This is a genomic window from Propioniciclava flava (genome assembly GCF_004126535.1).
Classification (GTDB): domain Bacteria; phylum Actinomycetota; class Actinomycetes; order Propionibacteriales; family Propionibacteriaceae; genus Propioniciclava; species Propioniciclava flava.
Genome location: NZ_PPCV01000006.1, coordinates 134506 through 160727, shown reverse-complemented (window position 1 = coordinate 160727; position 26222 = coordinate 134506). Strand labels below are relative to the sequence as shown.

The 26222-nt window shown below is 68.9% G+C and carries 27 protein-coding genes; 17 read left to right on the top strand and 10 right to left on the bottom strand.

Annotated elements, in window-relative coordinates; translation table 11 throughout:
• Nucleotides 1–58: 58 nt before the first annotated feature.
• Nucleotides 59–1801 (top strand): NAD-dependent malic enzyme, encoded by a 1743-nt coding sequence (gene maeA, locus C1706_RS10010; RefSeq protein ID WP_129459089.1) that lies wholly within the window; start codon nt 59–61, stop codon nt 1799–1801.
• Between the two features lie 69 nt (nt 1802–1870).
• Here the strand turns inward: maeA and galE are convergent, their stop codons facing one another.
• Nucleotides 1871–2893 (bottom strand): UDP-glucose 4-epimerase GalE, encoded by a 1023-nt coding sequence (gene galE / locus C1706_RS10005; RefSeq protein ID WP_129459088.1) that lies wholly within the window; start codon nt 2891–2893, stop codon nt 1871–1873.
• Nucleotides 2894–3000: 107 nt separating this feature from the next.
• On the opposite strand from galE, the gene C1706_RS10000 reads away from it, so the two are divergent.
• From C1706_RS10000 to C1706_RS09955, 11 genes are all read left to right on the top strand, one after another.
• Entirely contained in the window at nt 3001–3396 is a 396-nt protein-coding gene (locus C1706_RS10000; RefSeq protein WP_129459087.1) for a hypothetical protein, read from the top strand.
• Nucleotides 3393–3782, top strand: coding sequence for a hypothetical protein (locus tag C1706_RS09995; protein WP_129459086.1), 390 nt, complete (start codon nt 3393–3395; stop codon nt 3780–3782). Before C1706_RS10000 ends, C1706_RS09995 begins: the two co-directional genes overlap by 4 nt.
• Nucleotides 3779–4969, top strand: a complete 1191-nt coding sequence (locus C1706_RS09990; RefSeq protein ID WP_241653524.1) for a THUMP-like domain-containing protein — start codon at nt 3779–3781, stop codon at nt 4967–4969. The genes C1706_RS09995 and C1706_RS09990 overlap by 4 nt, the downstream gene beginning before the upstream one ends.
• 55 nt (nt 4970–5024) lie before the next feature.
• The gene (locus tag C1706_RS09985) at nt 5025–6377 is read left to right on the top strand and encodes a histidine kinase (RefSeq protein ID WP_129459085.1); all 1353 of its coding nucleotides are present in this window, start codon (nt 5025–5027) and stop codon (nt 6375–6377) included.
• A gap of 180 nt (nt 6378–6557) precedes the next feature.
• Nucleotides 6558–6854 (top strand): co-chaperone GroES, encoded by a 297-nt coding sequence (gene groES / locus C1706_RS09980; protein WP_129459084.1) that lies wholly within the window; start codon nt 6558–6560, stop codon nt 6852–6854.
• 28 nt (nt 6855–6882) lie between these two features.
• Nucleotides 6883–8478 (top strand): chaperonin GroEL, encoded by a 1596-nt coding sequence (groL, locus tag C1706_RS09975; protein WP_129459083.1) that lies wholly within the window; start codon nt 6883–6885, stop codon nt 8476–8478.
• Nucleotides 8479–8640: 162 nt separating this feature from the next.
• Entirely contained in the window at nt 8641–10044 is a 1404-nt protein-coding gene (mptB, locus tag C1706_RS14020; RefSeq protein ID WP_164987514.1) for a polyprenol phosphomannose-dependent alpha 1,6 mannosyltransferase MptB, read from the top strand.
• A gap of 23 nt (nt 10045–10067) precedes the next feature.
• Nucleotides 10068–10961 (top strand): DUF1731 domain-containing protein, encoded by an 894-nt coding sequence (locus tag C1706_RS14015; RefSeq protein ID WP_164987513.1) that lies wholly within the window; start codon nt 10068–10070, stop codon nt 10959–10961.
• 70 nt (nt 10962–11031) lie between these two features.
• A complete protein-coding gene (guaB, locus tag C1706_RS09965) occupies nt 11032–12552 on the top strand; it encodes an IMP dehydrogenase (RefSeq protein ID WP_129459082.1) in 1521 nt (506 codons plus the stop codon).
• Nucleotides 12553–12557: 5 nt separating this feature from the next.
• Nucleotides 12558–13664, top strand: a complete 1107-nt coding sequence (locus tag C1706_RS09960; RefSeq protein WP_129459178.1) for a GuaB3 family IMP dehydrogenase-related protein — start codon at nt 12558–12560, stop codon at nt 13662–13664.
• A 2-nt stretch (nt 13665–13666) separates the two neighbouring features.
• Complete coding sequence (locus tag C1706_RS09955) at nt 13667–15553, top strand: penicillin-binding transpeptidase domain-containing protein (protein WP_129459081.1); 1887 nt, start codon at nt 13667–13669, stop codon at nt 15551–15553.
• Here the strand turns inward: C1706_RS09955 and C1706_RS09950 are convergent.
• Both C1706_RS09950 and C1706_RS09945 read right to left on the bottom strand, forming a co-directional pair.
• Entirely contained in the window at nt 15550–16725 is a 1176-nt protein-coding gene (locus C1706_RS09950) for a phosphatase domain-containing protein (RefSeq protein ID WP_164987512.1), read from the bottom strand. The two genes, C1706_RS09955 and C1706_RS09950, sit on opposite strands and share 4 nt — an antisense overlap.
• 10 nt (nt 16726–16735) lie before the next feature.
• Entirely contained in the window at nt 16736–17683 is a 948-nt protein-coding gene (locus tag C1706_RS09945; RefSeq protein WP_164987511.1) for a diacylglycerol/lipid kinase family protein, read from the bottom strand.
• A gap of 50 nt (nt 17684–17733) precedes the next feature.
• Here C1706_RS09945 and C1706_RS09940 point away from each other — a divergent pair, with 50 nt between their 5' ends.
• Nucleotides 17734–18030, top strand: coding sequence for a chorismate mutase (locus C1706_RS09940; protein WP_129459078.1), 297 nt, complete (start codon nt 17734–17736; stop codon nt 18028–18030).
• A gap of 13 nt (nt 18031–18043) precedes the next feature.
• On the opposite strand, the gene C1706_RS09935 is transcribed toward C1706_RS09940, so the two are convergent.
• From C1706_RS09935 to C1706_RS09905, 7 genes are all read right to left on the bottom strand, one after another.
• A complete protein-coding gene (locus tag C1706_RS09935; RefSeq protein ID WP_129459077.1) occupies nt 18044–18775 on the bottom strand; it encodes a glutamine amidotransferase in 732 nt (243 codons plus the stop codon).
• Nucleotides 18772–19884, bottom strand: a complete 1113-nt coding sequence (locus C1706_RS09930; protein ID WP_164987510.1) for a carboxylate-amine ligase — start codon at nt 19882–19884, stop codon at nt 18772–18774. The genes C1706_RS09935 and C1706_RS09930 overlap by 4 nt, the downstream gene beginning before the upstream one ends.
• 10 nt (nt 19885–19894) lie before the next feature.
• Entirely contained in the window at nt 19895–20446 is a 552-nt protein-coding gene (epsC, locus tag C1706_RS09925; protein WP_129459075.1) for a serine O-acetyltransferase EpsC, read from the bottom strand.
• A gap of 71 nt (nt 20447–20517) precedes the next feature.
• Nucleotides 20518–21339: a putative RNA methyltransferase gene (locus tag C1706_RS09920; RefSeq protein ID WP_129459074.1), complete on the bottom strand. Its 822-nt coding sequence runs from the start codon at nt 21337–21339 to the stop codon at nt 20518–20520.
• A 7-nt stretch (nt 21340–21346) separates the two neighbouring features.
• Nucleotides 21347–22105, bottom strand: a complete 759-nt coding sequence (locus C1706_RS09915) for an SDR family NAD(P)-dependent oxidoreductase (RefSeq protein ID WP_129459073.1) — start codon at nt 22103–22105, stop codon at nt 21347–21349.
• Between the two features lie 10 nt (nt 22106–22115).
• Nucleotides 22116–22946: an SURF1 family cytochrome oxidase biogenesis protein gene (locus tag C1706_RS09910; RefSeq protein ID WP_129459072.1), complete on the bottom strand. Its 831-nt coding sequence runs from the start codon at nt 22944–22946 to the stop codon at nt 22116–22118.
• The gene (locus C1706_RS09905) at nt 22943–23272 is read right to left on the bottom strand and encodes a DUF3099 domain-containing protein (protein ID WP_129459071.1); all 330 of its coding nucleotides are present in this window, start codon (nt 23270–23272) and stop codon (nt 22943–22945) included. The genes C1706_RS09910 and C1706_RS09905 overlap by 4 nt, the downstream gene beginning before the upstream one ends.
• 41 nt (nt 23273–23313) lie before the next feature.
• Between C1706_RS09905 and fabG the strand changes: the two genes are divergently transcribed.
• The 4 genes from fabG to C1706_RS09885 are packed head-to-tail and all read left to right on the top strand — an operon-like array spanning nt 23314 to nt 26173.
• Nucleotides 23314–24033 carry a 3-oxoacyl-ACP reductase FabG gene (fabG, locus tag C1706_RS09900; RefSeq protein ID WP_129459070.1) on the top strand — a complete coding sequence of 240 codons (720 nt, stop codon included), beginning with the start codon at nt 23314–23316 and terminating at the stop codon, nt 24031–24033.
• Nucleotides 24034–24080: 47 nt separating this feature from the next.
• On the top strand, nt 24081–24854 hold the full coding sequence (gene fabI / locus C1706_RS09895) for an enoyl-ACP reductase FabI (RefSeq protein ID WP_129459069.1): 774 nt from the start codon (nt 24081–24083) through the stop codon (nt 24852–24854).
• A gap of 38 nt (nt 24855–24892) precedes the next feature.
• Nucleotides 24893–25693 (top strand): ABC transporter ATP-binding protein, encoded by an 801-nt coding sequence (locus C1706_RS09890; protein WP_129459068.1) that lies wholly within the window; start codon nt 24893–24895, stop codon nt 25691–25693.
• Between the two features lie 6 nt (nt 25694–25699).
• Nucleotides 25700–26173, top strand: coding sequence for an NfeD family protein (locus C1706_RS09885; RefSeq protein ID WP_129459067.1), 474 nt, complete (start codon nt 25700–25702; stop codon nt 26171–26173).
• The last annotated feature ends 49 nt before the right edge of the window (nt 26174–26222 follow it).

Sequence of the window (26222 nt, the reverse complement as noted above, 5' to 3'; positions counted from 1 at the left end):
TGCCCGATGGCTGCAGGCGGTAACGTGGACCGAGGTTGACGTCGCTAAGCTGACGGCCATGGCAAAGCGGCCCTATGACGTCCTACCCGGTGACCACGGAGCCCGCATCCGAGTCAACATCCACGGGAGCTACATCCTGCGCGTGCCACGGCTCAATCGCGGGACGGCCTTCACTCACGACGAGCGTGTCCAACTCGGTTTGGAAGGGCTGCTGCCCGAGCGTGTCACCCCGCTGGAGGGCCAACTGCATCGCGCCTACACGCGCTTCCTGCGGGCCGCCACGCCGTTGGAGAAGTACGCCTACCTCCAAGGCCTGCGTGACCGCAACACCGTGCTGTTCTATCGCCTCCTGAGCGAGCACCTCGACGAGATCATGCCCATCGTGTACACGCCGACCATCGGCGACGCGATCCAGGAATTCAGCCTGTGGTTCCAACAGGTCAACGCCGTCTTTCTCGCCATCGACGCCCCCGACCGGATCGAAGCGTCGCTGCGTGCCTCCGGCAAAGGCCCAGACGACATCGACATGCTCATCGTCACCGACTCCGAGGGGATCTTGGGCATCGGGGATCAGGGAGTGGGGGGCGTCCTCATCTGCATCGGCAAGAAGTCGCTCTACACGGCAGCGGGCGGGGTGGACCCGGATCGCATGCTGCCGGTCGTCTTGGACGTCGGCACCGACAACCTCAAACTCCTCAACGACGACCTCTACCTGGGGTTGCGTCACGCGCGCGTCCGAGGGGAGCGCTACGACGCCTTCGTGGACGCCTTCGTGCAGGCGGCCCAGGCCGTCTTCCCGCACGCGATGGTCCACTGGGAGGACTTCGGCGCCAGCAACGCGCACCGCATCCTCAACCGCTACCGCGACGAGTTGTGCACCTTCAACGATGACGTCCAAGGAACGGCGGCGGTCGTGGCCGCAGCCGTCATGGCGGGGGTCAGCGCCAAGGGGGAGCGGTTGCGCGATCAACGTATCGTGATCAGCGGTGCGGGCACCGCAGGCATCGGTGTGGCCGACCTGCTCGTCGACTTGATGGTGAGCGAGGGACTGACCCCCGAGGAGGCGCGCAGCCTGTTTTGGGCGACGTCGAGCCGTGGGCTGGTCACCGACGATCCGCACCTGCGGTTCCGCGACTTCCAGCGTCCCTACGCGCGTGTCGTCGCCGAGACGGACGGCTGGACGGTCGATGAACCCGCCCGGATCGGCCTGGCCGACATCGTGCGCAACGTCCACCCCACCGTGCTGATCGGCACCTCGGGCCAGCCGGGGCTCTTCAGCGAGGCCGTCGTCCGCGACATGGCCGCGCACGTCGATCGCCCCCTGATCTTCCCGCTGTCCAACCCGACCGTGCTGGCGGAGGCGACACCCGGCCAACTCATCGAGTGGACCGACGGGCGCGCCCTCATCGCGACCGGCTCGCCGTTCGGCCCCGTGACGCACGAGGGCGTCACCTACACCGTCGCCCAAGCCAACAATGCGCTCGTGTTCCCCGGGCTCGGCCTGGGGGTCGCGGTGTGTCGTGCGTCCCGGGTCACCGATCACATGATCGCGGCGGCGGCCCGCGCCGTCGCCTCGCTGGTGCACCTGCGGACGCCGGGGCAATCGTTGCTGCCGAGCGTTCGGGATCTGCGCCGCGTGTCGGCGACGGTGGCCATCGCCGTCGCCCGGCAGGCCGAACTCGACGGGGTCGCGGGAGTGCCGCTCACCGACCCGGTCCAGCAGGTGTTCGACCGCATGTGGCAGCCGGTCTATCCCGAACTCCTCTTCGGGGACGACGACCCGACCTCGCAGGTGCTCTAGCGCGGACGCCTCCCACACGAGGAACGCCCCCACCCTGGACAGGGGGGGGGCGTTCGAGGAGCTGCAGGTTCAGCCCTCGGCGGTGGCGTACCCGTCGGGGTTGGTGGACTGCCATCGGTAGGAGTCGACGCACGCGTCCTCCAGCGTCCGGGTGGCGTGCCAGCCGAGTTCCTCGGCGGCCTTGGAGACGTCCGCGTAGCAGGCGGCCACATCGCCGGGACGCCGAGCGGCGATCTCGTAGGGGATGGTCGTGCCGGAGGCCTTCTCGAAGGCGGCGACCAGTTCGAGCACCGAAATCGGCATCCCTGTACCCAGGTTCCACACGAAGGAACCCTTGCGGCCGTCGAGATACTCCAGCGCGGTGATATGACCTGCGGCCAGGTCGACCACGTGGATGTAGTCGCGCACCCCGGTGCCGTCAACCGTGTCGTAGTCGTCCCCGAAGACGGTCAGGTGATCCCGGCGACCCGCCGCAACTTGCGCGACGAACGGGAGCAGGTTGTTCGGGATGCCGCGAGGATCCTCACCGATGCGGCCCGAGACGTCGGCCCCGATCGGGTTGAAGTAGCGCAGGACCGCGACGGCCAGTTCGGGATCGGCTGCGGAGACGTCCGTCAGGATCTGCTCGATCATGTGCTTGGTCTGGCCGTAAGGGTTCGTCGCGCCGGTGGGGGCATCCTCGGTGAACGGCGGCTCGGACAGGTCGCCGTAGACCGTCGCGGAACTGCTGAACACGATGGTCTTCACCCCGTGCTTGGCCATGACCTCCAGCAAGGTGATCGTGGATTCGAGGTTCTCGCGGTAGTAGGTCAGCGGGATCCGGGTCGACTCACCCACGGCCTTCCACCCCGCGAAGTGGATGACTGCGTCCGGGGTGAACGCGCTGAAGGCGCCATCGAGGGCATCCTCGTCACGCACGTTGGCGAGCACGAACTCGGGGGCTCGCCCTGCCAGTTCGGCGACGCGCCGAAGCGACTCTGGAGAGCTGTTGGACAGGTCATCGACGACCAGGACATCGTGTCCCGCCTGCAGTAGCGCCAAAGTCGTGTGCGAGCCGATGTATCCGGCTCCACCGGTGACGAGCACGCGCATGGGAATCCTCTCGTTGGGTACGCGCCCACTCTAACCGGGGCGGTTGCGCCAGGCCAGGCGGCGGACGAACTACCCGCGCGGGGCCATGGGTCACTACTCTCGCACCCATGAAGATCGTGAAGACTGTGCTGCTGATCGCCGCCGTGGCCGCGCTCGTGGCCGGAGGCGTCTACCTCAGCCTCGTGTTCCTGGACAATGCCCGTCTGCTGGCGGCGGCGAACGCGAACAAGTCCGGCAACCTGTTCAACGATCCCATGCACAACATCTTCCTCGTCTCGGGGCTGGCGCTGGCGGGTGGCCTGCTGCTCGGGCTGGGTATCGGGCTGCCCGTGCAGACCCGCGGTGCCGTGCGGCGCGACGCTCTCGATGAGGCCAACGCCCAACGGCGCAGCGCGATCGCCAAGGGAGCCGCCCAGCACGCCTCGCTGCCCGAGACGGGTGCGGCGGGAGCGGCCCCACAGCAGCCCGTGATCGAGCCGCCCGCTCCCCAGGGGAACCTGTGAGGCTGGCGGACGCCGACCGGGTCAACGTCACGACGTTCGACGCCGCCGGGCAAGGGACGACATCGACCAACTTCGTCGTCGGCATGGACGAGGACCGCATCGGGCTGTGGACGACCGAGTCCGGGCCGTGGACGCAGCGCCTGTCCCTGTCCGCCGTGGTGTCGCTGCACGCGGCCACCCCGTCGGGCAAAGACCTACGGGAGGAACCCGTCCTCGAAGGGAAGGCCGTCCTGGTCACCGAAGGCGAAGAGTACGAGGCGGTGAGGGCGGCCACCGAGGCGAAGTACGGCCTGGCCATGAAGGTGGCGCAAGTCGCGGACTGGGCCTGGGAACTCGGCGGCAAGGGGACACCCGACGGGGTCGTCGTCATCAGCATCGTCGGGTGAGCGTGGACCTTTCCACCGCGCGCTGGCTGGTTTCCCCCGACGCGAGCCCGGCCCTGGCCGCGGCGGCAGCGCAACCCGACCCCGATTCGCTGGCGGCGGCGACGGCGCTGCGCAAGCTGGTCACCCCCGAGCAGGCTGCGGCCGTCTTGACGCAGGCCGCGTTGCGGCGTCGAGCACGGCCCAAGTTCGGCGCGCGGGCAGACAGGTTGTTCTTCACCCCTGATGGGCTCGAGCAGGCCACCCGGAGCGCCGTGGCGGCCCGCCGTGCATCCTGGTTCGCCCGAGCCGGAGCCGATACCGTCCTCGATCTGGGGTGCGGGCTGGGGGCGGACGCCTTGGCCTTCCAGGATGCTGGGCTGACGGTGGTCGCTGTGGAGAAGGATCCGGTGACCGCGCTCCTCGCGCAGGCGAACCTCGGTCACCCGGTGTTGGTGGCGCAGGCGCAGCAGGTGTGGCCGACGCTCCTTGTAGACCATCCCGACGCGGGTGTGTTCGCTGACCCGGCGCGTCGTACAGGGGCGGGCCGCACGTGGCGCCTGGAGGATCTCAGCCCACCGTGGGATTTCGCCCTCGACGTCCTGGCCAGCGGACGCCCTGCGGCACTCAAGCTGGGCCCTGGTGTCCCGCATCGGGTGATTCCCGCCGACGCCGAGGCGTCCTGGGTGTCGGATCAGGGCACCGTGGTGGAGTGCGCCGTCTTCGCGGGTCCCTCTGCGTCGCCGGGTCGCCGCTCGGCGGTGGTGGACGGTGCGGAACTGTCGGGTGGTGAGACGGCTGCCTCGCCGCCCGGGGCAGTGGGGGCTTACCTCTATGACCCCGACGGCGCCGTGGTGCGCGCCGGGCTGGTCGACGACCTGGCACTCGCCCTGGGTGCGTGGCGGGTCGATGCGCACACCGCCTACCTGTCTGCCGATGTCGCGGTGCCCACGCCCTTCGCTTCGGCGTTTGCGGTGTCGGAGGTCTTGCCCTTCGACGAGCGGATTCTGCGCGGGTGGGTGCGCGAACACCGCATTGGCACGCTCGAGATTAAGAAGCGTGGCCTCGAGGTTGATCCGGCCGCATTGAGGAAACGACTGAAGCCTTCGGGGCGGGCCGCGGCGACGCTGGTGCTCACGCCGACACCGGTGGGAGCACGCGCCGTAGTCTGCACCCGGAGGGGGCATTTGGAGCGTCCCCCGTTAGGGTGACGTGCACGGCCCCTCGCAGCCGCGCAGCATCCTCAGGGAAAGGCACTCCTTTTTCATGACCGCATTTCGTACACCCCCCACCGGCGCCCACCATGATGTCGGACCGGAAGAGATCTTCTTCTCCACAACCGACGCCAAGGGCGTCATCTTTCAGTCCAATGACGTCTTCGTCCGGTTGTCGCGCTACCCCCGCGAGCGCCTCATCGGTGCCCCGCACAACATCATTCGGCACCCGGCGATGCCGGCCGGCGCCTTCTTGCTGATGTGGGACACCCTGACCGCTGGTCGTCCGTTCTGCGCCTACGTCGACAACCTGGCTGCGGACGGAAGCTGCTACACGGTCTTTGCCACGATCACCCCGCTGGGGGAGCGCTACCTCTCGGTTCGGTTCCGGCCGCTGTGCACCGACCTGCTGGATGCGGCGCGCAGCCTGTACGCGGCGGTGCGGCCTGGGGAACTCGCGCAGCGAGATCTCGGATTGAGCGCGCACGCGGCGGCGGAATACGGGTTGGGTCAACTGGCATCTCTTCTCGCTCAGGCGGGGTTCCCCAGCTACGACGAGTTCATTTGGGCGGCGCTGCCCGCCGAGGTCACCGCTCGCGCAGCAGCCGGGGTGGGCTACCCGACGCGGACCGATAGCGCGAGTGAATGGTGGCCGCTGTTGGCCGCCGGGGCACGCGTGCGCCGCGCCCTGACCGGTTGGGTCGGGCAACTCGACACCCTGCAGGAACTGGCCGACGCGCTGGTGGCCGGCGGGCATCAGGTCCGCGAAGGGATCACCGCCTCGGAGGAGGCCGCGGCGGACCTGACTGCGGCGGCGTCCGCCACGGCCGGGTTCTCCCCGGTGATGGCGTCGCTGACCTTGTGGGTGTCCATGACCGCCGAGATGGACGACGTGCTGCGCACCCTGGCCGATCGCTTGGCAGAACTGCGCACCGGCGTGGTGAAGACGCGCTTCGGGATCGCGTTGGGCTCGCTGGAGTCGGAGACCGTGGGCCGGTTCGTCAGTGAACTCATGGACGGTGGTCCAGGCGCGAAGGACGCCCAGCCGGCGATTCAGGACCTGGTGGTGGCGCTGCGCGAGGGCGTGACGCACGCCTCGGCCGCGACGGCCGCCAACGCTGCGCTCGCGGCGAGCGTCGCCGACGAGATGGAGGCACTGGCCGAACTGCTCGGCGTCCCGACCACGTTGCTGGGTGGCTTCGAGTCGATGGCGGGGGAGCGTGACGATCCTGCCTTGGCGGCGGTCCTGCCGCGGGTGCGTGAGGTCATGGCCCGCGGGCAGGCCGACGCTGAGGCATTGTCGGCGCTCGCGCGCCGTTGCCGGGCCTTCGCGGCCTTCGATGCGACCGACGTCCACGCCGACTTGGATCGTATCGACGCGCTTACCGGCGGCATCTGGGATTGATCCGGGGCCAGGATTAGCACTCGGGTTGAACGAGTGCCAGCGCGTGGATACAGTCGTATCTGGCACTCGTTCATCGAGTCTGCTAGCCCACGGCGGCACCGCGACGACGCCTGGGCGGCGCAATCGAAGATCCGTCATCGGATCCCGACACCGGGGTCCACACGCAGAAAGGGCACCATCGTGGCCGTCACGATCAAGCCGCTCGAAGACCGCATTCTGATCCAGCCCCTCGAGGCCGAGACCACCACCGCATCGGGTCTCTACATCCCCGACACCGCCAAGGAAAAGCCCCAGGAGGGCAAGGTCGTCGCCGTCGGCCCGGGCCGCGTCGATGACTCCGGCAAGCGCATCCCGCTCGATGTCGCTGAGGGCGACGTCGTCATCTTCTCCAAGTACGGCGGCACCGAGGTCAAGTACGACGGCGCCGAGTACCTGCTGCTGAACGCGCGCGACATCCTCGCCGTCGTCACCAAGTGACCACCGCGAACCATCGATAGGAACATTCATGGGTAAGTCTTTGAAGTTCGACGAGGAGGCTCGGCGCGCCCTGGAGCGCGGCGTCGACGCCCTCGCCAACACTGTGAAGGTGACGCTGGGGCCCAAGGGCCGCTACGTCGTGCTCGACAAGAAGTGGGGCGCCCCCACCATCACCAACGACGGTGTGACCGTCGCCAAGGAGGTCGAACTCACCGACCCCTTCGAGAACCTGGGCGCGCAGTTGGCCAAGGAGGTCGCCACCAAGACCAACGACGTCGCCGGTGATGGCACCACCACCGCGACCGTGCTGGCGCAGGCCCTCGTGCACGAGGGGCTGCGTTCCGTGGCCGCCGGCGCGAACCCGATCGAGCTGAAGCGTGGCATCGAGAAGGGCGTCGCCGCGATCGACGCAGCCCTGGCCGAGGTCGCCAAGCCGGTCGAGACGACGGCCGACATGGCCAGCATCGCCACGATCTCCAGCCGTGACGCCGAGATCGGCGAACTCATCGCCAGCGCGTTCGACAAGGTGGGCAAGGACGGCGTCATCACCGTCGACGAGTCCAACACCTTCGGCACCGAGCTTGAGTTCACCGAGGGCATGCAGTTCGACAAGGGCTACCTGTCCCCGTACTTCGTGACGGATCCGGAGCGCATGGAGGCCGTCCTGGACGACCCCTACATCCTGGTCAACTCCGGCAAGATCAGCTCGATGAACGACCTGCTGCCGCTGCTGGAGAAGGTCATCGGCGCCAACGGCACGCTCGTCATCATTGCTGAGGACGTCGACGGTGAGGCGCTGTCCACCCTCGTGGTGAACAAGATTCGCGGCACGTTCAACTCGGTGGCCGTCAAGGCCCCCGCGTTCGGCGATCGCCGCAAGGCCATGCTGGAGGACATCGCCATCCTCACCGGTGCGCAGGTCGTCTCCCCCGAACTGGGTCTCAAGCTCGACCAGGTCGGGCTCGAGGTCCTGGGCCGGGCACGCCAGGTCGTCGTCACCAAGGACAACACGACCATCGTGGACGGCGCGGGCCAGGCTGCCGACGTGAAGGGCCGCGTTGAGCAGTTGCGTGCCGAGATCGAGCGCACCGACTCCGACTGGGATCGTGAGAAGCTCTCCGAGCGCGTCGCGAAGCTGGCCGGTGGCGTCTGCGTCATCAAGGTGGGTGCCGCGACCGAGGTCGAGATGAAGGAGAAGAAGCACCGCATCGAGGACGCCGTCTCGGCGACCCGTGCGGCCATCGAGGAAGGCATCGTCGCCGGTGGCGGCTCCGCCCTCGTGCACGCTGCCTCCAGCATCGAGTCCGGCCTGGGTGACACCGCCGACGAGAAGACGGGGTCGCTCATCGTCAAGAAGGCCGTCGTCGAGCCGCTGCGCTGGATCGCCGAAAACGGTGGCGAGCCCGGGTATGTGGTCGTTTCCAAGGTGCAGGAACTGGCACCGGGGCACGGCTACAACGGTGCGACGGGCGAGTACGAGGACCTGGTCAAGGCCGGCGTCATCGATCCCGTCAAGGTGACCCGTTCGGCGCTGTCGAACGCGGCCTCCATCGCGGCCTTGCTGCTGACGACCGAGACGGTTGTCGTCGACAAGCCTGAGGACGAGGACGACGATCAGCACTGATCGTTGATCCGGCCCCTCACCGGCTGAGATTCATACTCAGGCCCTCGCGCATGGCGCGGGGGCCTGAGTTGTCTCTGGGGACAGCCCTCGTGGAGGGCTGCGATGGGCGCAGGCGTGCCCGCTACGCTGGGGCCCCGTCGTCGAGTGTGGGAGGAGTCGCAGGTGGCAGACGGATCACACCGGCGTCCTGGCGTCCGCTTCGGTGTCGCGGCCGCGGTGGGGTTCACCGCGAGCCTGCTCGTCGCGTGGGGATCCGCCCATCCTGAGTTCGCCTTCAACCGCTACGGATGGCTCGAGCCCGCAGTAGACGCCATCGGTAACTCCCTCCCGCTGCCCTGGAACCGCGTGGCGATCGTGGTCGGCGTCGCCTCCCTGTGCGCTGTGTGGTGGCAGATGCGCCTGCGTCCCGGGGGGACGCCCCTGACCCGCCCTTGGCTGCTGGCGACGCTGTGGGCCCTGCCGCTGCTGCTGTGCCCGCCCGTGCTGTCGGGCGATGCGGTGCTGTATGCCGATTCGGGATGGATCGAGAACCAGGGTGGATCCGTCTACCGTCAGGGCCTCGGCTCGGCTTTCGGGCCGTTCGGCTCGTCGGTGGATCCTCTGTGGCGCGGGCATGGGGTCGCCTATCCGGCGGTGAGCTTGCTCGTCAACCAGGCTGTCGTCGCGGCCACCGGCAACCACGCCTACTGGTCCATCGTGGCCATGCGGATCCCCGCCCTCGTCGGAGTCGTCCTCATCGCCGCGTGTGCCCCTCGCATCGCCCGTTTCCTCACCCCCCAGGACGCGGACGCGACCGCTCGTGCGTGGTGGTGGGGGGCGCTCAACCCAGTCCTGGTGATCCACTTCATCGGCGGTGCGCACAACGACGCCCTCATGGCCGGGGTATCGGTGCTCGCGATCTATGTGACCGTTGTCGGCATCCAGTGCCGCGATCCGTGGCGTTCACGTGCACTGACCTGGGCGCTCGCCCCCATGCTGGTCGGGCTGTCGATGGCGTTGAAGCAGCAGGGCGGCCTGACGGTCTTGGCGGTGGCGGGCCTGCCGCTTCTTGCCACACTGCGCTCGACGCCCCTGCCTGCCCGGCTGTGGCCCTATGCGCGGCGCACCGTCATCGTGACCGCTATCGCGGTGGCGACCTTCGTGACCGTGAGCGTGGCCTCGGGGAAGGGGTTCGGCTGGACCGAATGGCTGACCCTCATGGGCGCGGCGGGGACGCCTGCCCCCTTCGCGCTGGTGTCGGGATGGGGCGGGGACCTCATCGCGTGGGCAGGCGCCGATCCGAGCGCATTCCGGGCTGTGGTGGGCTTCAGCTCAAATGTCGCCGTGCTGGGCGTCCTGGGCTGGGTGGTGGTGCGCTTCAGCGATCGTCCCGTTGCGGCGGTGGGCTGGGGATCACTTGCGGTCGCGATCCTGGGGCAGTCGATGCACCCGTGGTACCTGCCCTGGAGCCTGGCGCTGCTCGGCCTGGGTCCCCTCACCGTTCGGCAACGCGGCTGGGTAGCGGGCTTCGCCATGGCGTTCCTGACGTGGAACGCGCTTCAGACCGTTTTGTGGCACGGAGCCTGACGAGGCGGTCTACACTCGCCCGCATGCGTGTCGCCGTCACCGAAGGACCCCCTCACCTGGTCGGCGGACTCGCCACAGCGCTGATGAAGCGTGGCGACGAGGTGGTCCTCTTGGAGCGCTCCCCCCATGAGGCGCCCGATGGGGTAGAGCGTCGTCACTGGGATCCGCTGGCTGGGCTGATCGACGACCCTGGTCTCAGCGACGTGGACGCCGTCATCAACATGTTCGGCAGCCCCATGACAGGGCGCTGGACGACCGCGGTCAAGGAAGAACTGCTCAGCACCCGGGCCACGGGAACCTTGAGCGTCGTGAGCATGCTGGAGCCGCAGGGGCGATGTCAGCGCCTCCTTGCCTTGTCGTCGACCCGCTTCTACGCCGACGCAGGGGCGGCCCCCGTGACGGGGGACTCCCCGCCCGGTTCAGGATTCTTGTCCCAAGCCATCGGGATGTGGGAGGCGGCAGCCCGCCACTCGCCGGTCCCCACCGCCTTGCTGCGGACCCCCGCGATCATCGCCCGGGGGCGCGGTTATCTCGCTCGGCGCGACCGCGGCCTGCGTGGACGCGTCGGCAGCGGACGCCAGTACATCCCCTGGATTCACCTCACCGATTGGGTCAATGCCGTTGTCCTCCTGCTGGAGGATCGCACCGAGGGCCCGCTGAACATCGTGGCGCCCACCGACACCACCGAGGCCGAGTTCGTGTCGACGTGGGCGCGGGTCCAGGGACGCCGAGTTCCGCTGCCTGTCCCTGACTGGGTGATGCGGGCGCGGTTCGGCGCCGACGCGTCCCAGGAGTTGTGGTGGGCCAGCGCCCGCGCGGTGCCCCAGCATCTGCTCGATGTCGGGTTCACGTATCGCTACCCGGATCTGGAATCGGCCCTGCTGGAAGCCGCGGGGCCCGCGTCCGCCCACGGCTGATCGGGCCGCCCGTGGGGGAGGGGCGCGTAGACTGCGTTCCACACCAGCGTCGTACGGAGAGTGGGTTGGCATGGCTTTGGACGATCTGACGGCGGCAGGGGTCCCGGCTCCGTTCGCACCGCTCGGGCTCACGTTCGACGATGTCTTGCTTCAACCCAACGAGAGCGACGTCATTCCCGCCGAGGTCGACACGACCACGCAGGTCAGCAGGCGGATCGCCTTGCGCATCCCGCTGATGAGTTCGGCGATGGACACTGTCACCGAGTCGCGCATGGCCATCGCGATGGCGCGCCAGGGCGGTTTGGGCATCCTGCACCGCAACATGACCGCCGATGAGCAGGCCAGTCAGGTCGACCGGGTCAAGCGTTCGGAGGCGGGGATGGTCGATCAGCCCATCACCACCACCGTGGACGCCACGATCGGCGAAGTCGACGAGATGTGCGGCACCTATCGCGTCTCGGGTCTGCCTGTCGTCGATGATCGCGGGCGCCTGGTCGGCATCATCACCAACCGTGATATGCGGTTCGAGGACGACCCGAACCGTCCGGTCGGCGAGGTGATGACCCGCATGCCGCTGGTCACCGGGCACCCGGGGATTTCGCCCGACGATGCGCTGAAGCTGCTGGGTCAGCACAAGATCGAGAAGCTGCCGTTGGTCGATGGCGACGGCATCCTGCGGGGTCTGATCACCCTGAAGGACTATGTGAAGTCCGACAAGTACCCGTTGGCCACGAAGGATCCCCAGGGCCGGTTGCGTGTAGGGGCGGCGATCGGCACGTTCGGCGAGGCGTGGGAGCGGGCCATGTTGTTGGTGGAGGCGGGCGTGGACGCCCTCGTCACCGACACCGCTCATGGGCACAGCCGTTCCGAGATGGACCTGATCCGTCGCCTGAAGGCCGAGCCGCGCGCTGCGCACGTCGACGTCATCGGCGGCAATGTCGCGACCTATGAGGGCGCCAAGGCCATCGTGGAGGCCGGCGGGGACGCCGTGAAGGTCGGTATCGGCCCGGGCTCCATCTGCACGACGCGCGTCGTGGCCGGGGTCGGCGTCCCGCAGGTCACGGCGATCTACGACGCAGCCCGCGCGGCCAAACCAGCCGGGGTCCCGGTGATCGGGGACGGCGGCCTGCAGTACTCCGGCGACATCGCCAAGGCGCTCGTGGCGGGCGCCAACGCGGTCATGCTCGGCTCGCTGCTGGCGGGCTGCGAGGAGAGCCCCGGCGAACTGGTCTTCATCAACGGCAAGCAGTTCAAGAGTTACCGGGGGATGGGCAGCCTGGGGGCCATGAAGGCCCGAGGCAAGGGCGGGAGCTTCGCCTCGGACCGCTACTTCCAGGCGTCGGCCACCACCGACGACAAGTTCATCCCCGAGGGCATCGAGGGGCAGGTCGCCTACCGGGGCCCGCTCGCCGCGGTGGCCTACCAGCTCATCGGCGGGCTACGTCAGTCGATGTTCTACTCCGGTGCCCGTACGGTGCCGGAACTGCAGGAACGCGGCCGGTTCGTGCGGATCACCTCCGCCGGTCTGCGCGAGTCCCATCCGCACGACATCCAGATGACCGTCGAAGCCCCCAACTATTCAGCTAAGTGAGCGACATGATTGAGATCGGACGCGCCAAGCGCGCCACGCAGGTGTACGGCTTCGACGACATTGCCATCGTCCCGACGCGGCGGACCCGCACCCCCGAAGACGTGAAGCTCACGTGGACGATCGACGCGCTCACGTTCGACTTCCCGATCGTGGCGGCCCCCATGGATTCGGTCATGTCCCCGGCGACGGCGATCGAGTTCGGCAAGCTGGGTGGCCTGGGCGTCCTCAACCTGGAGGGCCTGTGGACGCGGTACGCCGACCCGCAGCCGCTGCTGGACGAACTCGCCGAGATCAGTGACGCCGGGGCCGCGACGCAGCGGATGCAGGAGATGTACTCCGCGCCGATCCAGCCCGAGCTGATCCGTGCGCGCATGCAGGAGATCCGCGATGCGGGCGTGCCGGTGGCGGGCGCCTTGAGCCCGCAGCGGGCCCAGGAGTTCGCTTCGGTGGTGGAATCCTCCGGTGTCGACTTCTTCGTCATCCGCGGCACCACCGTGTCCGCCGAGCACGTCTCGACGTCTGAGGAGCCCCTCAACCTGAAGGAGTTCATCCGCAAGCTCGACGTTCCGGTCATCGTGGGTGGCTGCGCCACCTACCAGGCGGCCTTGCACCTGATGCGAACGGGTGCGGCGGGCGTCCTGGTCGGTTTCGGGGGCGCGGCCACGGGGCGGACCCGCCATGTGCTCGGCGTCGAGGTGCCGATGGCCTCAGCCATCGCCGATGTGGCCGCCGCTCGGCGCGACTACATGGACGAGTCGGGCGGGCGTTACGTCCACGTCATCGCCGATGGGGCGCTGGGGCGCTCCGGCGATCTGGCCAAGGCGATCGCCTGCGGTGCGGACGCCTGCATGGTGTCCACGCCGCTGGCCCGGGCCGACGAGGCGCCGGGCAAGGGTTGGCACTGGGGTCCGGAGGCCTGGCACCCGCGTCTGCCGCGCGGCGAGCGCGTTCGCGTGGGCCGTGTCGGGAGCTTGGCGGCGGTCGTCGAGGGCCCCTCGCACGTCCCGGACGGCACCATGAACCTCGTCGGCGCCCTTCGTAAGGCGATGAGCACGACCGGCTACACCGAGGTCAAGGAGTTCCAGCGCGTCGAGATCGTCGTCCACGCCTAGCCATGAAACGCGGGCTCGCGCTGGCGTTGGCTGCCGTTTTGCTGGCGGTGACCGGCGGGCTGGTGTGGTGGTTCGCCTACCTGCCCGGTGAGCGAGCCCACGAACAGGCCGACGCGATCGCTGCCGGTTTGGCGTCGGGGACGCTGGAGGATTCCTGGTTCGTCACGCCCGGGGCGCAGGCGGAACTGACGCGGATCTACGCCGGGATGGGTTCCCTACGGCCGAGCGTGAGCGTGGGACCACTCACCTCGCAAAGCGACGGCTCGTTGGGAGCCGACCTCACGTGGCGCTGGGAGATCCACGTGGGCAAGGATCCCTGGGAGTACACCACCGCGCTGCGGTTGCATCGCACGAAGGGGCCCGACTGGGCTGCGGAGTTCACCCCCACCCTGGTGGCCCCCACGTTGGGGGCGACGGACCGGCTACGAGCGACCCGCCTCTCAGCGGTCCGCGGCGCGATTCTCGGCCAACAGGGGGAGATCCTGGCTGGCAACACGTCCGCCTACCGGGTCGGGATCGACAAGACCTTGACGACGCCAGAGTCCGCGGTGGCCAGCGCACGTCCGCTGGCTGACCTCATGGGAATCGATGCTGAGCGCTTGACCGCTCGCGTCCAGGGGGCGGGCCCCAAGGCCTTCATCGAGGCCCGGATCCTGCGGCGCGGTGATCCCGCCGAGGCTGCGCTGGCCCGCCGAGCCACCGACTTCGCGGGCGTCCGCGCCATCGCGACGACCTTCCCGCTGGGTCGAACGTCCAGTTTCGCGCGTCCGCTGCTGGGCGTCGTCGGCGATGCCACCGCCGAGCAGGTGGACGCCTCGGGCGGCACGATCCGCTCGGGAGATCTGGCGGGCCGCGGCGGTCTTCAGGAGGCGCGCAATCACGTGCTGGCCGGGTTGACGGGCTTCGTCATCGAGCGCGTCGACGCCGACAACCGGGCCACGGAACTGTTCCGGGTGGAGCCCCTCGACGGCGCCGACGTCCAGACGACGATCGATGCCCACCTCCAGGGGGCCGCCGAGTCCATCCTCGCCGGTGTTGGTCCTGCCAGCGCCCTGGTCGCGATCAGGCCCTCCGACGGCGCGATCCTCACCGCAGCCGTCGGTCCCGGTTCCCAGGGGTTCTCCACCTCGACGCTCGGCCAGTACGCGCCCGGCTCCACTTTCAAGGTGGTGTCCTCGCTTGCGTTGCTGCGCGCAGGGTTGGGGCCCGATACTCCCGTCCAGTGCACCGACGGCGTCACCGTGGACGGCTACCGGTTCGACAACTGGCAGGGTTACCCCCGGTCCGCCTTGGGCGAGGTTCCCCTGCACACGGCCTTCGCCTACTCCTGCAACAGTGCGTTCATCAATGCCCGCGACACGATCCCCCAGGCCGCCCTCGTCTCCGCGGCCGACAGCCTGGGGCTGATGGCGAAGGCCAACCTCGTCATCCCTGGCTTCCTGGGTACGGTGCCCGCTGAGGCGAACGGGACGGCCCACGCGGCGTCCATGATCGGCCAAGGGCAAGTCCTGGCCAGCCCGCTGGGGATGGCGACGGTGGCGGCCAGCGTCGCGGCCGGACACACAGTCACCCCCATCCTGGTGCCGGAGCCTTCACAGCAGGCGGCGACGCCCGCCGTTCCCCTCACGCAGGAGGAGGCCGGGGCGCTGCGGTCGTTGATGCGCAGCGTCGTCACCGAAGGCGGGCATACAGCGCTGTCGACGATCACGGGGGAGGCCGTGGGTGCCAAGACCGGCACCGCCAGTTACGGGTCGCCGGTGCGCTATCACGGCTGGATGATCGCGACGCAAGGCGACCTGGCGGTGGCTGCGTTCACCGAGGATGGCTCCAGCGGGACGACGAACGCCGAACCGCTGGTGGTGTCCTTCCTGGAGGCCGCGAACCGCTAGGCCGGCACGTCGTGCATGCGTCGGGTATCGGCCGCGAACAGGGCACGCGCCTGACGTTCCTGGTCGGGGGAGTCCCACGTGATGGCGTCCAGGCCTTCGACGGATTGATCGTGGACGCGTGTCACGGCGGCCGCGGACACGAGCCCGGCCGCGCACAGTTCCACCGCGGCACCCAGATAGGTGTCGAAGGTGACGATGCCGCGGGCCGCCCGTTCGGCGCGAACGTCGGGCGGGGTCGCGACGACATCGTGGATGAGCACCGCGTCCACGACGTCGCCGAAGCGTTCTTGAATGAGCTCTCCGACGGTGACATCACCTTGGCCGGAGTCGCCGATGAAGACCATCCGGTACTCGGGGAAGAGTTGGCGATAGTGGGCGATGTTGTTCAGCTTGCGGGCCGCCATCAGGTCGTGGCTGGCCAAGGCGGCGAAGGTGCCGGTCAGGACGCTGTGGTGCTTGATGCCTGCGCGGCGCAGCGTGGCGCGCGTGTGGTTCTCGATCAGCCCGAAAAGGTCACCGGGGCGAGCGGTGACGAACGTCAGGTCGCCCAGGGAGTAAGCCTCGTCATCGGGCCCCCGGTCGAGCGCATCCAAGACGGCCAAGACGCCGGGGTAGACGGTGCCGCGAGGGAAGCGGCGGTCGTGCAGCGCGGCGGCCACGGTGTCGTCGATGTCACACAGAACCTTCACCTCTCCCGGGTGCACATCGCGGGCCTCGGCCTCGATGTGGGCCACGATGACGTCGCGGATCTCGGGGTCGCCGATGTCGGAGAAGATCAGCTCCTCCAGATCGTGATGATCGGGTCGGTTGTTGATGGTGTTCTTCAGTTCGGTGAGTCGTTCCCCGCCCACCGCCTGGAAGACCGCGGCGATGGTCTCGGCGTCGGCCCCGTCGGTGTGTCCGGCCTGCAAGCCGTAGACGACGTTGGCCAGCGCCGGGATCGAGAGGGTATCCAGCCGTTCCAGGATCAGGTTGCGCAAGGCGGTGCGATGATCGGGGCCGATGAGGCGGCCGTCCAGGCTGGCGAAGAGTTCGGCCGCGTCCACGTTCCTGAGTGCCTCATCGAAGTCGGGGCCGGACGCTTGGCGCAGCAGCGACAAAACGGCGGCCTCCTCATCGCGGTCGGTATGGCCGCGCAGCAGCGCGTTGAGCACGCCGAGGTTCAAGGGCACGGGCGCCAGTCTAGGAACCCGCCGGAACACGCACCTGCAAGGCGGCGTGCTGGACGCGAATCCGCAGGTCAACGACCGGTCCTACGTCGTCGCCGTCGAGGTGGAAGGGCGTGGGGTGATCCGGCACCGCCCACAACGTGGAGACCTTGGTGTAGCGCAGGGCTCTCGTGTCGATCCGGTGCCCGGTGAGGCCCGCGAACGCGACGGGGCCCCACTCGGTGCGATGGCGCAGCGGTAGTTCCATGACGTCGAGGCGTCCGTCGTCGAGGACGGCGTCGGGGAACACGTCGATCCCGCCGGGGATATGGCCCGCGTTGGCGACCAGCAGCGTCCACGTCGTCAAGCGGCGCCCCGGTGCGTTGTTGAGGGAGACGCGCATGGCCAGAGGACGAGAGAACAAGTGCCGGGTTCCGCTGGCCAGGTACGACAGCCACCCCAGCCGTTGCTTGAGCCGTGGGCTGGTGGCGCCCACCGTCGCGGCGTCATGACCCAGCCCGGCCATGACGAGGAAAGGCATCTCGGGTGTCGGCTCCCCGACGTGGCCCCGCTCGTCGAGGACGCGCCAACTCGCCCAGCCGATGTCCACGCTGCGGGCTGGCGCAAAGAGGGCTCGATCGACTGCCAGCAGCGGCTTGCGGGTTCGCAGCCGAAGATTGTAGGCGAAGAGGTTGGCCGTCCCGATGGGCAGGATGCCGAGTTCGACGCCCGTCCCCGCTAAGGCTCGGGCCGCTTCCCGCAGGGTGCCGTCGCCGCCCGCGACCACGACGGCGCGAGCCCCCTGCGCGACGGCTTCATGCACCTGGGGATAGCCGTCGGCCTCCGGGGTGGTGGTGGCGATGACCGGCGCGGGGAGCCCCGCATCGCGACAGGCCGTTTCCAAGACGCGCCGCATGACGGCATACCCTCGGGCGGCGGGATTCATCACCGCCCACAGCGTCCCCGACGCGGCGTCGCTCACACCCACCATTGTGCCTGGGGGCGCGGCAGGCCGCCGCTAGGGTGTGGGGTATGACCCAGGTGCCTGCTGAGCTCACGGAACTGCGTGCCAGTATCGACAACCTCGATCGGGCCGTCATCTGCCTGCTGGCCGAGCGGTTCAAGATCACCCAGCGCGTCGGGCACCTCAAGGCCGCTACCGGCCTGCCCGCCGCGGATCCGGCGCGTGAGCAGCAGCAGATCGAGCGGCTGCGGCGGCTCGCGGACGAGGCCGGACTGGATCCCGAGTTCGCGCAGAAGCTGCTCGCGTTCATCGTCACCGAGGTGGTCCGCCACCACGAGCAGATCGCCCGCGACGCTCAGAGCTGACACCCGGGTCGGCTCACGGCTGAGCGAAGCGCGCCACAAAGTTCGCCAGGATCAGCGCCGGTTGGTCGCCCACGTCGGCGGCGCGCGCGGACGCCGACAGGGCGTCGAAATCGTCGGGATCGAAGTAGCCGGCATCGGCGTAGATCCCCATGCGGGCAATCAGGCGTTCCGCGTCGAGTTCGGGGTGGAACTGCGTCACGTACACGCTCTCACCGACCCGAAAGGCCTGCACCGGGCAGGCCGTCCCGGACGCGAGCACCACGGCCCCTTCAGGGAGCACCGAGCAGGCCTCCTTGTGGCCGGTGAACGCCCGGAAGCTGGGGGAGAGGCCTTCGAAGAGCGGGTCGGCCAGCCCCGCCTCGGTGAGCGTCACGGCAACGGCACCCGCGCCCTCCCCGTAGCGGCGATCCACCACCCCGCCCAGGTGAGAGGTCACCACGCCCAGGCCGTAGCACAACCCCAGCAACGGCACCCCACCCGCCAAGGAGGCGTCCACGAGATGACCCAGATCGGTCTCGACCCGGAGCTGGGTCGCGCTCTTGACCTCATCGGACGCGTTGAACTGCCCGCCGCCGATGATGACGCCCGTAAAGTCGTCGGGATCGATGAGGGGCAGGGGCGCCTGCTCGGCGCGAACCTGAACGAGTTTGTCGCTGGGGAGCCCGGTGAGCGCCAGCAAGGTCAAGAACTCCGCCTCGGCCGCGCCATCGTGGTCGCGGACCGATATGTGCAGGAACGGTTTCATAGGGCCTCCTTCGTCTCGGCGCACACCGCGTCAACGACGGTGAGCAGGTCGGCGTCGGCGGCGATGGCGCGTTGACGCTCGGCGCTGTTGCCTTCGGCGCACAACACCAGCGCCCGATCCAATGCGGAGCGGCAGCCCCACCGGTCGGCGTACGGTGCAAGCCGTGTATGCCACTGTGCCACGGCTTCCCGCATCGGGAGGGAGCCGTCGGTCGTGATGAGGTCGGCGGCCAGACCGTAACGGGCGGCGCGCCACTTGTTCTCCCGCACGAACCAGGGCGCAAGGGAAGGGAGCGGCGCCCCGGACAGTTCCCCGTCGATGATGTACTCCGTGAGGCATTGTGCCCACGCGGCGAGGCAACCGATCTCGGTCAGGGTGGGGGACGCGTCGGTGACGCGCAGTTCGACCGTGCCGAACTTGGGCGCAGGGCGGACATCCCACCGGATCTCCGAGGGGCCCGACACCATCTTCGCTGCGGCGATCTGGTCGTAATAGGCCTCGAAGGCCGTCCAGTCGTGAAGATCGGGGGGAAGCCCGTTGGTGGGCAACTGCTGGAACAGCATGGTGCGCTGCGAGTCAAACCCCGTGTCTTCCGCCTCGAAGAACGGGCTGGATGCCGTCAGCGCCAGCAGCAGCGGCGAGAGCTGAGCGAGCCCGTGAACTAGCGGCATGGTCAACTCGCGATCGGGAACCCCGACGTGGAGGTGGGTGCCGCAGATCAACATGCGACGCGCCCACCAGGCATTCTGCTCGGCGACGGTGTCATAGCTGGGGCCTCGCTCCACCTGCACGTCAGCGGCCCGGCTGAAGGGGTGGGTGCCCGCCGCGTAGACGGCCAGGCCTTCCGCGTCCGCCGCTGACGCCAGCCGGTCCAGGTCGGCGCGGAGTTCGGCGACCGCCGCACCGACGATGCTGTGCACGCCGGTGACGAGTTCCACCATGCAGGTCAGGTATTCCCCGCGCAGGGGGCCGTCCTTGGTGGCGCCCAGCCGTGACAAGACGGCCGGGGCACCCGAGGCGAGGGCGCGCGTTTGGGAGTCGACGAGGGCCACCTCCCACTCGATGCCCAGCGACCCGCGCTCCGATGGGGTGAAATCCAGGGGGCTCATGATGGCCTGCCTAGGCGACGGGATCCGATTGGGTATTGGCGACCACGCCGGTGACGACGGAGTTCGGTGGCACATCGTGGACCACGAGCGCATTGGCTCCCACCTTGGAACCTGCGCCCACGGTGATCGGGCCGATGACCTTGGCCCCGGCACCCAACAAGACGCCGTCACCAATGGTGGGGTGCCGCTTGAAGCGGCCACGGCTGCGCCCACCCAACGTCACCTGGTGATACATCAACACGTCGTCGCCGATCTCAGCCGTTTCGCCGATGACGATGCCCATGCCGTGATCGATGAAGAACCGGCGTCCAATAACAGCCCCGGGGTGAATCTCGACGCCGGTCATGAAACGGGCGACCTGCGAGATCAACCGGGCCAGCGGACGCGAGGTCGGACGCCTCGTCCACAGCCAGTGCGCGACACGGTAAGCCCAGATAGCGTGGACGCCCGGATAGAGCAGGGCGATCTCCAGCTTGTTGACCGCAGCCGGGTCTTCGCGCAGCGCCGTATCGAGATCTTCGTGAGCGCGCTGCCACACAGCACGCATCGGTGGGGTGGCCATGCTGGGTCCTTTCGAGCGGTCAACGCTTGGGGGGAAACCTACTCGCCCGCAGGAAAAACGCCAGGTTCATCTCAGGGGTGCGTCGCGCCCGGCACCGGATGTCGCAACACCCACACGCTGACGGCCACCTCGGTGACCAACGGTGCGACGGTGCGGTGCTCGCCATGGAAGGCGTTGGGACCCATCGCGATGAGATCGTGGGCCAGCGAGGCGTCCGCGTCGATCGGCGCGTGAACGCGATGCCGGGCCACGGCGTCGAACCATCCTGAAACGCTCCGCAGCAGGCGGTCCTCTTTGCCCGCCTCAATCTCGAGCAGGCCCTCCCGCGAGCGCAGGGACGTGAGGTGTTCAGGATCCGGGGTGACGACCAGCAACAACCCGGCGGGGCGCAGGATGCGAGCGAACTCCGCGATGTTGCGGGGCGCGAAGATGCACGTGACCGCGTCGAAGCGGCCCGAGCGTAACGGCAGCGTCCCCCAGGCGTCGGCGACGACGGCGGCGGCCCGGGGGTGGGCGCGTCCGGCGCGCTTGGCGGCGGGGACGGAGACGTCGAGGCTGACCCCACGCGAGGCGGGGTGGGCGTCGAGGAGGCGCGCCAGATGGTGGCCGGTGCCGCCGCCGACGTCGGCCACCGTGGCCCCATCGTCGATGCGGCGGGCCAAGGCCTCGTCGAGGGGGTCGAAGGCGCCGCTGGCCAGGACGCGGGTCCGCGCCGCCACCATGTCGGCGGTGTCGGCATTGGCGGGCTGTGGCCCGCCCAGCAGGTTGAGGTAGCCCTGCCGCGCGGTGTCGAAGCGGTGACCGTGGGGGCAGGTCGCCCCAGCGGATTCCACCGCCAGCGGCTCAGCGCACCGCGGGCAGGCCAGCAGGCCGGTGGCCGCTGCCAGGGTCACGGCCGCATCACAGCCCGCGAAGCCGGCCGCCGTCGACGGGCACGACACAGCCCGTGACGTAGGAGGCCGCAGGCGAGAGCAGGAACGCGGCGACCCGGCCGAACTCGGCGGGCTGACCGACGCGGCCCATCGGGGCGGCCTGCCCCATCGCGGTGATGGCGGCCTCGGCGTCGGGGGTTTGGGCGGCCAGCCAGTTGATCCGATCGGTTTGGATGGTGCCGGGCATCAGCCCGAATACGCGGGAGCCGGAGGCGCCGAACTCATCGGCCATTTCGCGGATGAGCATCGCCAGACCGGGGCGGGTGACGTTCGAGGGGGCCATGTCAGCGAGCGGCTCCTTGGCCGACGTCGACAAGACGAAACCGAGGCTCACGGGCCCCGGCGCTGCCGAGACGACGGCTCGTGCGGTGCGCAACGCGGAGAGGACGACGCCATCGAAGGCCGCCGCAAACGTGGCGTCCGGGGTGGTCAGCACCCCGCCCTTGGCCGGTCCGCCCACGCTGATCATGGCGCCGTCGAGACGATCCCAGGTTTCCACAGCCAGGGCGCAGGCCTCGGCCGCCGTCGATGGTTCGGTGAGATCGCGGGCCAGACCGACGGCAGCGTCCGTGCCGAGCGCCGCGACGGCGTCCTCAAGCTGCTCGGGGCGTCGCGCTACGAGCACGACCTTGGCGCCTTCGGTGACCAGGTGCTCGGCGGTGGCCCGACCGAGGCCACCGGAGGCGGCGGTGACGACGAAGACCTTTCCGGCCAGTGCGAGATCCATGAGGTGCCTCCTAGGCGTCTGGGTGCGTGGTGGGGGGAGTGGGGGAGGCGTCCGCCTCGATCGGATCCTGCGGGGGATCGGCGGCGGGGCCGCTGGATGCGGACGCGGCGGCCTTGGCCCGAGCCTTCTTCCGGTCGCGGACGTCGTTGCGGATCAAGACGACGAGCCCGAACCCGGCGATCGCCGCAAAAGCGAACCATTGCATCGCATACGACAGGTGAGGACCTTCGGTCAGTTCGGGAGGCGTGAGGGGAATGAGGCCGTCGCTTTGGGGCGGATCGACGGAGATCAGGCTGAGGTAGCCGTTCACCAAGGGACGGCCAAGCCACGCGGCGATGGCGTCGGAGTTGATGAGGCGCACCGTGTTTTCGGTGGGGGTCATGGCCGTGGTGCTGCCCTGCTCGTTGCGGCGCACATAGCCCACCAGGTGCACCTCCCCACTGGGAGGCGCGGGGAAGACCTTCGGGAAATCCTCTGAGGCCGGACGCACCACGAAACCGCGATCCACCAACACGACCTGCCCGCCGGTGGTCACCAGGGGAGTGACGAGTTCCCATCCGGTCTCGTCGTTGTGGGAGCGGTAGCGGGCCTGCAGTTGAGGCTCGGGCAGGAACGTTCCGCGGACCTCCACGCGCTGCCACTGGTCTTGCTCGGTGATGACGTGGGAGAACGCGTCCTCGAAGGTCACCACGGGGGCCTGCTCGTGAGTGACGACGTTGGCGTTGCGATCGCGGCGCTGATCGAGCCGGTCCAGTTGCCACTGCCCGAGGCTGACGAACGTGAAGCCCAAGGCGACGACGAACAACCCCATGAGTACCCAACGCAACCACATGCGCTTCATGCGGCATCACTTTCTGCGACGTCCCCGGGAATGACGTCGCGCCCGGTCAGTTCGGGCAGCGGTGCGACGTCGATCGGCCGCGCGACGGGGGCGGCATGGTTGTCGGCGGCGTTGCCCAGCAGGACGGCCAGCCCCGGCAGGAGCGCCGCAGCGATGAACAAGGCGATGTTGTAGGGGGCCGGGCTCAGCACGGCGGCGAAGAAGGCCACCACGCGAAACCCCATGGTGATCAGGTAGCGGCGCATCCGCTGCTCGGTGGAAAGCGTCCTGCCGATGCGCGCGTCGGTGATCACCGACGGGCGATCCTCCGCCCCACGTCCAGCCATGTTCTCAGCGTAACCCGGCCCGCGAACCCGCACGATACGGTGTGCGGGTGAAGGAGCAACCACGCAGCATTCTGGTCACCGGCGGCGCACGCGGCATCGGCGCGGCGATCGTCGAGGCGTTCCTGGCCCAAGGGCATCGGGTCGCCGCGGCAAGCACGAGTGGCGAGGCCCCCCAGGGGGCGCTCGGTATCGCCTGCGACGTGACCGACCCGGCTTCGGTCGACGCCGCTTTCGCGCAAGCCGAGGAGGCGCATGGCCCCGTCGAGGTGGTCGTCGCCAACGCGGGCATCACGAAGGACACCTTGCTGATGCGGATGAGCGAGGCCGACTTTGACGCGGTCGTCGACGTCAACCTCAAGGGCGCGTTCAACGTCGCCAAGCGCGCCTCCAAGGCGATGCTGCGGGCCCGCTGGGGGCGGATGATCTTCATCGGCTCGGTGGTCGGCCTGTACGGCTCCCCAGGGCAGGTCAACTACGCCGCCACCAAGTCCGGCCTGGTCGGCATGGCCCGCTCGCTGACCCGCGAACTGGGGGCGCGTCACATCACCGCGAACGTCGTCGCCCCCGGCTTCATCGAAACCCGCATGACCGCCGAGCTTCCTGAGGCCACCGTGGCCGGTTATCGTGCGGCCATCCCCGCCGGACGCCTGGGCCTGCCTGAGGAGGTCGCCTCCGCGGTGGTGTTCCTGGCCTCGGACGCTGCAGGTTACATCAGCGGCGCCGTCCTCCCGGTTGACGGCGGCCTCGGCATGGGCCACTGAGGCCCCACTCACCTCACCTACGCATCACACGAAAGAAGAGCGCAACCATGGGAATCCTTGACGGCAAGACGATCCTGGTCACCGGTGTCACCATGACCTCCTCGATCGCCTACAAGGTCGCGGAGATCGCGCAGCAGGAAGGCGCGAGGGTCCTCGTGTCGAACTTTGGGCGTGCACTGAGCCTGACCCACCGCGTCGTGAAGCGGCTCGAACCGTCCCCCGACGTCATCGAACTGGACGTCACGTCGCAGGAGCACCTCGACGCGCTCGCCGACGTGCTGCGCGACCTGGGCGTGGAGCGGCTCGACGGCGTCGTCCACTCCATCGCGTTCGCGAACCCGGAGACCGCCTTGGGCGGTGCCTTCTTGCAGACGCCCTTCGAGGACGTGTCCACGTCCGTGCACGTGTCGGCGTACTCGCTGGTGTCCCTGACGATGGCGTGCAAGCCCTTGTTCGGGGAGACCGCCTCGGTGGTGGGCCTCACCTTCGACGCGCGCGTGAGCTGGCCTGCCTACGACTGGATGGGCGTCTCGAAGGCGGCCCTGGAATCGGCGTCGCGCTACCTGGCTCGCTACCTGGGCCCCGAGGGTGTGCGCTCCAACATCGTTGCGGCGGGCCCGGTGGACACCGTCGCGAAGAAGGCCATTCCCGGCTCGCATTCCTTCAACGACATCTGGGCTGAGCGGGCCCCGCTGGGCTGGGACGCTTCCGACGCGACCCCCACCGCGAAGGCGGTCGTGGCGTTGCTCTCGGACTGGTTCCCGGCGACGACCGGGGAGATGGTCCACGTCGACGGTGGGCTGCACTCGACGGGCGCGTGAACCTCCTGCGCACGGCTTGCGCCCGGTAGGTTGAAGGCATGGCACCGGTTGTTGAACTCGAAGACGTCACCGTCGTCCGTGGCAAGGCCACGCTCCTGGATCGGGTGAACTGGGTCATCGATGAAACTGACCGCTGGGTGATTGTCGGCCCCAACGGTGCCGGAAAGACGACGCTGCTGCAGGTGGTCTCGGCCAACGTGCACCCCACCTCGGGCAAGGCCATGATCCTCGATGAGGTGCTAGGCGCGGTGGACGTGTTCGAACTGCGTCCGCGGATCGGTGTCACGTCAGCGGCTTTGGCAGAGCGGATCCCTCGCTCGGAGTCGGTCGGCAACGTCATCGTGTCTGCCGGGTATGCGGTCGTGGGCCGGTGGCGGGAGCACTACGACCCCACCGATTTCGCCCGGGCTGGTGAGCTCATGCGCCAGTTGCGCATCGAACGCCTGGGCAAGCGCACGTTCGGGACGCTGAGCGAAGGCGAACGCAAGCGGGTCCAGATCGCGCGGGCGCTCATGACCGATCCCGAACTACTGCTCCTGGATGAGCCGGCCGCGGGCCTGGATCTGGCGGGCCGGGAGTCGCTGGTGGAGACGCTGGGTGAACTCATCGCCGACCCTTACGCGCCCGCCACGGTGCTGGTCACCCACCACTTGGAGGAGATCCCCACGGGCATGACGCATGCCCTGCTGCTCAAGGAGGGCCGCGTCGTGGCCGCCGGGCCGATCGGTGAGGTGTTGACCGACACGCTGCTCAGCGATGCGTTCGACCTTCCCCTCCAGGTGAGCCAGGAGGACGGACGCTGGTCGGCCCGGGCTCGACGCGCCGCCACGGAAGGGTAGGCGCACATGTGGGAGTGGGTGCAGCAGAACATCTGGACGCTGTGGCTGGTCGCCGCCGGTGGCCTGGCCGTCTCAGAGATGCTCACCTTGGACATGACGCTGTTGATGCTGGCCGGCGGGGCGCTGGCTGGCGCGGGCGTCGCAGTGTTCTTCCCGGCGTTGGTGTGGGTGCAGATCGTGGTGGCCGCCGTCGTGGCCGTCGCGCTGCTGGGCTTCTTGCGTCCGCAGGTGCTCAAGCGGCTGCATCGCGGCCCCGGGTATCGCAGCACCTTCCAGCAGTTGCTGGGCGGTGTCGGCCGCACGACGGGTGAGGTCACCGCGTCCGGTGGCGAGGTGACCGTGAACGGGGAAACGTGGACGGCGCGCAGCTACGACGGCGACGCGATCCCCGACGGTGTCGAGGTGGACGTGATCGAGGTCGACGACCTCACCGTGGTGGTGCAGCCACGGGACAAGCCCCTGCGCCGCGGCGAAGCCTGACCGATCCGGCTCTCCACCCCCCCACGCGGCCCCTGCCCGGGGGCCTATC

What these genes read in the sequence shown, in the direction of transcription:
- maeA (WP_129459089.1), top strand. Translation starts at nt 59, where the DNA reads ATGGCAAAGCGGCCCTATGACGTCCTACCCGGTGACCACGGAGCCCGC.
- galE (WP_129459088.1), bottom strand. Translation starts at nt 2,893, where the DNA reads ATGCGCGTGCTCGTCACCGGTGGAGCCGGATACATCGGCTCGCACACG.
- C1706_RS10000 (WP_129459087.1), top strand. Translation starts at nt 3,001, where the DNA reads ATGAAGATCGTGAAGACTGTGCTGCTGATCGCCGCCGTGGCCGCGCTC.
- C1706_RS09985 (WP_129459085.1), top strand. Translation starts at nt 5,025, where the DNA reads ATGACCGCATTTCGTACACCCCCCACCGGCGCCCACCATGATGTCGGA.
- groL (WP_129459083.1), top strand. Translation starts at nt 6,883, where the DNA reads ATGGGTAAGTCTTTGAAGTTCGACGAGGAGGCTCGGCGCGCCCTGGAG.
- C1706_RS14015 (WP_164987513.1), top strand. Translation starts at nt 10,068, where the DNA reads ATGCGTGTCGCCGTCACCGAAGGACCCCCTCACCTGGTCGGCGGACTC.
- guaB (WP_129459082.1), top strand. Translation starts at nt 11,032, where the DNA reads ATGGCTTTGGACGATCTGACGGCGGCAGGGGTCCCGGCTCCGTTCGCA.
- C1706_RS09960 (WP_129459178.1), top strand. Translation starts at nt 12,558, where the DNA reads ATGATTGAGATCGGACGCGCCAAGCGCGCCACGCAGGTGTACGGCTTC.
- C1706_RS09955 (WP_129459081.1), top strand. Translation starts at nt 13,667, where the DNA reads ATGAAACGCGGGCTCGCGCTGGCGTTGGCTGCCGTTTTGCTGGCGGTG.
- C1706_RS09940 (WP_129459078.1), top strand. Translation starts at nt 17,734, where the DNA reads ATGACCCAGGTGCCTGCTGAGCTCACGGAACTGCGTGCCAGTATCGAC.
- C1706_RS09935 (WP_129459077.1), bottom strand. Translation starts at nt 18,775, where the DNA reads ATGAAACCGTTCCTGCACATATCGGTCCGCGACCACGATGGCGCGGCC.
- C1706_RS09930 (WP_164987510.1), bottom strand. Translation starts at nt 19,884, where the DNA reads ATGAGCCCCCTGGATTTCACCCCATCGGAGCGCGGGTCGCTGGGCATC.
- epsC (WP_129459075.1), bottom strand. Translation starts at nt 20,446, where the DNA reads ATGGCCACCCCACCGATGCGTGCTGTGTGGCAGCGCGCTCACGAAGAT.
- C1706_RS09915 (WP_129459073.1), bottom strand. Translation starts at nt 22,105, where the DNA reads ATGGATCTCGCACTGGCCGGAAAGGTCTTCGTCGTCACCGCCGCCTCC.
- C1706_RS09910 (WP_129459072.1), bottom strand. Translation starts at nt 22,946, where the DNA reads ATGAAGCGCATGTGGTTGCGTTGGGTACTCATGGGGTTGTTCGTCGTC.
- C1706_RS09905 (WP_129459071.1), bottom strand. Translation starts at nt 23,272, where the DNA reads ATGGCTGGACGTGGGGCGGAGGATCGCCCGTCGGTGATCACCGACGCG.
- fabI (WP_129459069.1), top strand. Translation starts at nt 24,081, where the DNA reads ATGGGAATCCTTGACGGCAAGACGATCCTGGTCACCGGTGTCACCATG.
- C1706_RS09890 (WP_129459068.1), top strand. Translation starts at nt 24,893, where the DNA reads ATGGCACCGGTTGTTGAACTCGAAGACGTCACCGTCGTCCGTGGCAAG.
- C1706_RS09885 (WP_129459067.1), top strand. Translation starts at nt 25,700, where the DNA reads ATGTGGGAGTGGGTGCAGCAGAACATCTGGACGCTGTGGCTGGTCGCC.